The organism is Pseudonocardia sp. (assembly GCF_050246655.1).
In the GTDB taxonomy this organism is placed as follows: Bacteria; Actinomycetota; Actinomycetes; order Mycobacteriales; family Pseudonocardiaceae; genus Pseudonocardia.
On sequence record NZ_JBFWVQ010000202.1, the window covers coordinates 1 to 5,217 of the forward strand.

5 protein-coding genes are annotated in these 5,217 nt (G+C 72.4%); 2 read left to right on the forward strand and 3 right to left on the reverse strand.

Annotated features, from left to right (window positions below; translation table 11 throughout):
• The coding region (locus AB7J25_RS29965) for an ATP-binding cassette domain-containing protein (RefSeq protein WP_428514640.1) at nt 1-1,351 on the reverse strand (1,351 nt) is incomplete at its 3' end.
• Between the two features lie 157 nt (nt 1,352-1,508).
• Nucleotides 1,509-1,856 (reverse strand): hypothetical protein, encoded by a 348-nt coding sequence (locus AB7J25_RS29970; protein WP_428514642.1) that lies wholly within the window; start codon nt 1,854-1,856, stop codon nt 1,509-1,511.
• A 92-nt stretch (nt 1,857-1,948) separates the two neighbouring features.
• On the opposite strand from AB7J25_RS29970, the gene AB7J25_RS29975 reads away from it, so the two are divergent.
• Together AB7J25_RS29975 and AB7J25_RS29980 are read left to right on the forward strand one after the other, a co-directional pair.
• Nucleotides 1,949-2,263, forward strand: coding sequence for a hypothetical protein (locus tag AB7J25_RS29975; RefSeq protein WP_428514644.1), 315 nt, complete (start codon nt 1,949-1,951; stop codon nt 2,261-2,263).
• 213 nt (nt 2,264-2,476) lie between these two features.
• Complete coding sequence (locus tag AB7J25_RS29980) at nt 2,477-4,309, forward strand: IS1634 family transposase (RefSeq protein ID WP_428514646.1); 1,833 nt, start codon at nt 2,477-2,479, stop codon at nt 4,307-4,309.
• A 292-nt stretch (nt 4,310-4,601) separates the two neighbouring features.
• Here the strand turns inward: AB7J25_RS29980 and AB7J25_RS29985 are convergent.
• Nucleotides 4,602-5,217 (reverse strand): transposase family protein (locus AB7J25_RS29985; RefSeq protein ID WP_428514648.1); only part of this gene is annotated, 616 nt, incomplete at its 5' end.

The following is a 5,217-nucleotide window of genomic DNA, read 5'->3' on the forward strand; positions in this document are numbered from 1 at the left end:
CGAACTTCGCGAGCAGGGTGCGGACCTGCGACTCGGACCAGGACGGCATCGCCTTCCCGAACGCCCGTCCGAGCGGCGCAGGCCCGAGGAAGAGCCCGCGGGCCTGGTCGATCTCGCCGACCCGCACACCCGACCCGAGCCCCGCGGTGCCGGACAAGGGGACGACCCGGCCCAGCAGCAACCCCAGCAGCGTCGACTTCCCGGCGCCGTTCGCCCCGGTGACGGCGATCCGGTCCGCCCAGTCCACCTGCACGTCGACGGGCCCGAGCTGCCACCCGCCACGGCGCACCACCGCGCCCGCCGCCGATGCGACCACCGTCCCGGAGCGGGGTGCGGCGGCGATCGTCATCCGCAGCTCCCATTCCTTGCGGGGCTCCTCGACGACCTCCAGCCGCTCGATGGCCCGCTCCGTCTGCCGCGCCTTCGCCGCCTGCTTCTCGCTGGTCTCGGCCCGCTTGGCACGGCCGATCTTGTCGTTGTCGGTGGCCTTGCGCCGGGCGTTGCGCACCCCCTGCGCCATCCAGTTGCGCTGCGTCACGGCACGTTCCTTGAGCCCGGTGAGCGTGTCGGCGTACTCCTCGTACGCCTCGCGGGCGTGACGGCGGGCCCGCGCCCGCTCCTCCAGGTAGGACTCGTAGCCGCCGTCGTACACGCCGACCTTCTGCTGGGCGAGGTCGAGCTCCACGATCCGGGTGACGGTGCGGGCGAGGAACTCGCGGTCGTGGCTCACGATCACCGTGGCCGACCGCACGCCGGCGACGAACCGTTCCAGCCGCTCCAGGCCGTCCAGGTCGAGGTCGTTGGTGGGCTCGTCGAGCAGCAGCACGTCGTAGCGCGAGGCGAGCAGCGCGACGAGCCCCGCCCGGGCGGCCTGCCCGCCCGAGAGCGCCGCCATCGGCGCGTCCGACGCCACTCCCAGCCGAACGTCCGTGGCGAGGTCGGCGGCCCGTTCCTCCAGGTCGGCACCGCCGAGGGCGAGCCAGCGGTCCAGGGCTGCGCTGTAGCGGTCCCCGCCGCCGGCAGCCAGCTCCTCGGCCGCCGCGTCCATCGCCGCCTGCGCGGCCGCCACCCCCGTGCGCCGCGCGACGTACGCGACGACGGTCTCGCCCGCCCGGCGCTCCGGCTCCTGGGGAAGGTAGCCGACGGTCGCGTCCGGGGGGCTGAGCGAGACCCTGCCCTCGGCCGGCTCGGCCAGGCCCGCGAGCATCCGCAGCAGCGTGGACTTCCCCGCGCCGTTCGCCCCGACCAGCCCCACGACGTCGCCGGGCGCGACGACGAGGTCCAGGCCGGAGAACAGGACGCGGGCGCCGTGGCCTGCGGCGAGGTCGGTGGCCAGGAGGGTGGCGCTCATGATGGAACGGACGCTACCGGGCCGTCGTCCACGGCGAGCGCGCCGGCGCTGTGCTGGTCCGGTCGAGCGAGAGCCGTGGATAGGGGTCATACCCTCGGGGGCGGGTTCCAGGCATCGTCAACGGGGTGACTGTGACGGCTGCGGATCGTAGCGGCGGTCAGCGGATCACGGCGGCGGTCAGCTCGGCGAGTTCGGTGCCGGTCTGGCGGGCCCAGGCGAGGGTGGCGGCGGCGAGGGCGAGCGCGCTGCCGTGAAGCAGGTGGTGGCCGCCTTGGCGCACGGTCAGGGTGTGCAGGCTGCGAAACGCTCGGCCCTTGCCGGCCAGCGCGAGCACGTCGGTGGCGGCGCGTTCGCCGGTCCAGTGCCCGTCCGGTAGCCGGGTGTGCGCGGCGAGTTGGGCGGGCGCGGCCGGCTCGCGCCCGGACAGCCACTCATCCAGCAGCCCCAGCGCTACCCCGGTGCATCCGGCGACGGTCGCCACGGTCTGGTCGGGCGACTCGGGCACCACCTTGTCCAACTCGGCTGCGGCGCGGGCGGTGTCGCCGGCGGCGATGGCCTGGCAGACCTGCCGCAGCGCGGCGGCGGCAGCTCGCGGGCGTGGCCGGTGGGGGTGAACAGCGCCAGGTTCTGGCGCTCGACCGCGCGGTCGAGGGCGCGTTGCAGGGTCTGCAGGTCGGGCACGTCGAGGTCGCTGAACTCGCCGCGCTCGTCGCGGTGGATGCCCTCCTCGGCCAGCAGCGGCGCGAGCTCGCGCAGCATCTCGCGCGCCATTCCCGGCTTGAACTCGATTTCCGGGCCGGCCCAGGGTGGCTCCGGGCCCCACCGACGCATGTCCGCCACGGCGCTGATGGCTCTACCTTCCTTTCGCACGGTGGATCCCGGCAGGGAGCGCTTTCGGCGCTTGTCCCATGAGGACTGAGATGAGACGGCGCCCCTGCCGGGCCCCGGCGAAGGCCTGACGCCCGGGCCTGGGTTCCGCAGCTGACTGGGGTTCTGGTGCATGATCGTGGGGATTGGTGCTGGTCAGCGGCGTGGGACTTGGTTGGACGGCCCGAAAGTCCTGGTAACACGAATTGGGCATGGCTGGGCTTTTGAACTGCGAAGACTCGTGTAGGGTCTGGTGACGTGTTTGTGCGCACCGCGACCCGGAAGAACAGCGACGGGACACGGGTGTCCTACCTGCAGTTGGTCCACAACGAGTGGGACGCGGCGGCGAAGACGACCCGGGCGAAGGTGCTGTACTCCTTCGGCCGGGCTGACCAGCTTGACCGGCCCGCGATCGAGCGGCTGATCACCGCGCTGACCCGGGTACTCGGCACCGAGCCGGCCGCCGGGACGGGCGGCGGCCCGGACCGGGTGCGGGCCGCAGGGATGCCGGGGCTGGTGTTCACCGAGTCCCGACCGCTGGGCGGGGCGTGGCTGCTCGACCAGCTCTGGGCGCGGCTGGGGATCGGCACCCTGTTGCGCGGACTGGCCGCCGGCACCCGCCGGGACCCGGTGGTGGAACGGGTGCTGTTCGCCCTGGTCGCCAACCGGGCCCTCGCCCCGTGCTCCAAGCTCGCGGCAACCTCGTGGATCGCGCACGACGTACACCTGCCCGGCCTGACCGGCGGCGGCTACCGGGTGTCCGACGATGCCTGCTACCGGGCGATGGACTGGCTGCTCGCGGTGGAGGACCGGCTCGCCCACGGGGTGTTCGACGCGGTCGCGCACCTGCTCAACCTCGAGGTCGACCTGATCTTCTTCGACACCACCAGCACCTACTTCGAGACCGAGCAAGCCGACGAGCCCGTGTGGCGTGACCAGCACGGCCGCGTCCTGCCCGACCAGCACGACCTCGCCAGCACCGGCGGCGGCACCGGCGGCGGAACCGGCGGCGGCACCGGCGGCGAGGTGCCTGACAGGGCGTCGACGAAGATCGGGTTCCGCACGCACGGCAAGTCCAAGGACTCCCGCGACGACCTCCCGCAGGTCGTGGTCGGGATGGCCGTGACCCGCGACGGAATCCCGGTGCGGGTGTGGTGCTGGCCCGGCAACACCAGCGACTCACCGCTGATCCGTCAGGTCAAGGACGAGCTGCGGGACTGGACGCTGGGGCAGGTGATCTGGGTCGCCGACCGCGGGTTCGCCTCCGCCGCGAACCGCCGCCACCTCGCCGCCGGCGCCGACGGCTACATCCTCGGCGAGAAGCTGCGCTCCGGTTCTCCCGAGGCCGCCGCCGCGCTGTCCCGGCCGGGCCGCTACCAGCAGGTGGCCGACAACATGCGCGTGAAGGAGGTCAAGGTGAGCGCGCACGAGCGGTTCGTGATCTGCCACAACCCGCACGCGGCCGACCGCGACGCCGCCACCCGAACCCGGCTGGTCGAACGACTCGAAGCCATGATCGAGGGCTCCGACACGCTCAGCCCCACGAAGCGGTCCGAGCTGCGAGGGGTGATCTCCACACGACCCGGCCTGCACCGGTTCCTGCGCACCACACCCTCCGGGCTGCTGCGCATCGACGCCGCCGCTGTCGCCGCCGACGCCAAGCTCGACGGCAAGTACCTGCTGCGCACCAGCGATCCCCGCCTGCCGGCCGAGGACATCGCCCGCGGCTACAAGCAACTCCTCGATGTCGAACGCGGCTGGCGCGACATGAAGCAGATCCTCGACCTGCGCCCCGTGTTCCACCGCCTCGAAGACCGCATCCGCGCCCACGTCCTGCTCTGCTGGCTCGCGCTGCTCCTGATCCGCGTCGTCGAGACCCGCACCAGCCTCCCCGACGGCACCTCGACCAGCTGGCCCCGCGCCCGCGACACCCTGCAGCGGCTACATGTCGGCGTGTTCACCGGGCCCGCCGGCACCTTCCGTCAGACCACCGACCCCACCGCCGAGGCCCGCCGGCTGCACACCACGCTCGGCCTGCCCCTGCCACCCCGCATCCTGCACCTCGACACCGAGACCGCCACAACCCGCTGACCAGCCACAACACCCCCGCCTGGTAACACGCCACGTCACCAGGCGCGAGCACGTTCGCCCAGCTCAGACCCCATATCCGGGCACTTTCAACGCCTCACAGCTGCGGAACCCAGGCCGGGAGGGTGTGGTCCCGCGAGGACTGGTTCATCAGCACGACGCAGCGCCTTCCCGGTCCGCCGAGCAGAATGTCGGCGACGGAGGGAGACACGCGGGTGCTGGGAATCGGCATCGACTGGGCTGAGGAATTCCACGATGTTGCCCTCGGAACGGTGGAGAAGGGAGTGAGGTTTTCTCAGCAGGCGAGGTAGCCGTGCTCGAAGTGGGTGAGTACGAGGGCGGCTCGGGCGATCTTGGTGATCTTGCTGGGGCTGAGGGTGACGTGCTGAAGGGTGCGCCAGCGCCCGGTGAGCAGGGCGAAGCCGCGTTCGCCGAGGGAGCGCAGTGAGCGCAGCAGCATGTTGCGGGTGCGGGTGTTGATGCCGAGTTCGGACCCGTCGGCGGGTTGTTTGACCGGTGTCCAGATGCCGTGACCAGCACCTTCGTAGCCGGGGTCGGCCAGGGTGGGCAGGCCACGGCCGGCGGCGGCCCACAGCGCGGCGGTGACGTGGGCGCGGGCGGCGGTCAGGTCGTGGACCGAGCCGGGCTCGACCGGGGAGACCCACACCGGCAGGCCGTCGGGGCGGGTCAGGGCTTGGATGTTGCCGCCGAAGTCGCGGGTCTTGCCCGAGTACCAGGCGTCGATGGTCTTGCCCTTGCGGCTGGTGGTCTTGACCCGCAGTCGGTCGGTGTCGACGACCTTGCCGTCGAGGATGACGTGGGTCCAGCCTTCGTCGTGGCCGCGGTCGAGGGCGTCGTGCAGGTCGGGTGCGCGGGCGGCGAGGACGTCGATGCCCTCGTCGAGGTAGCGG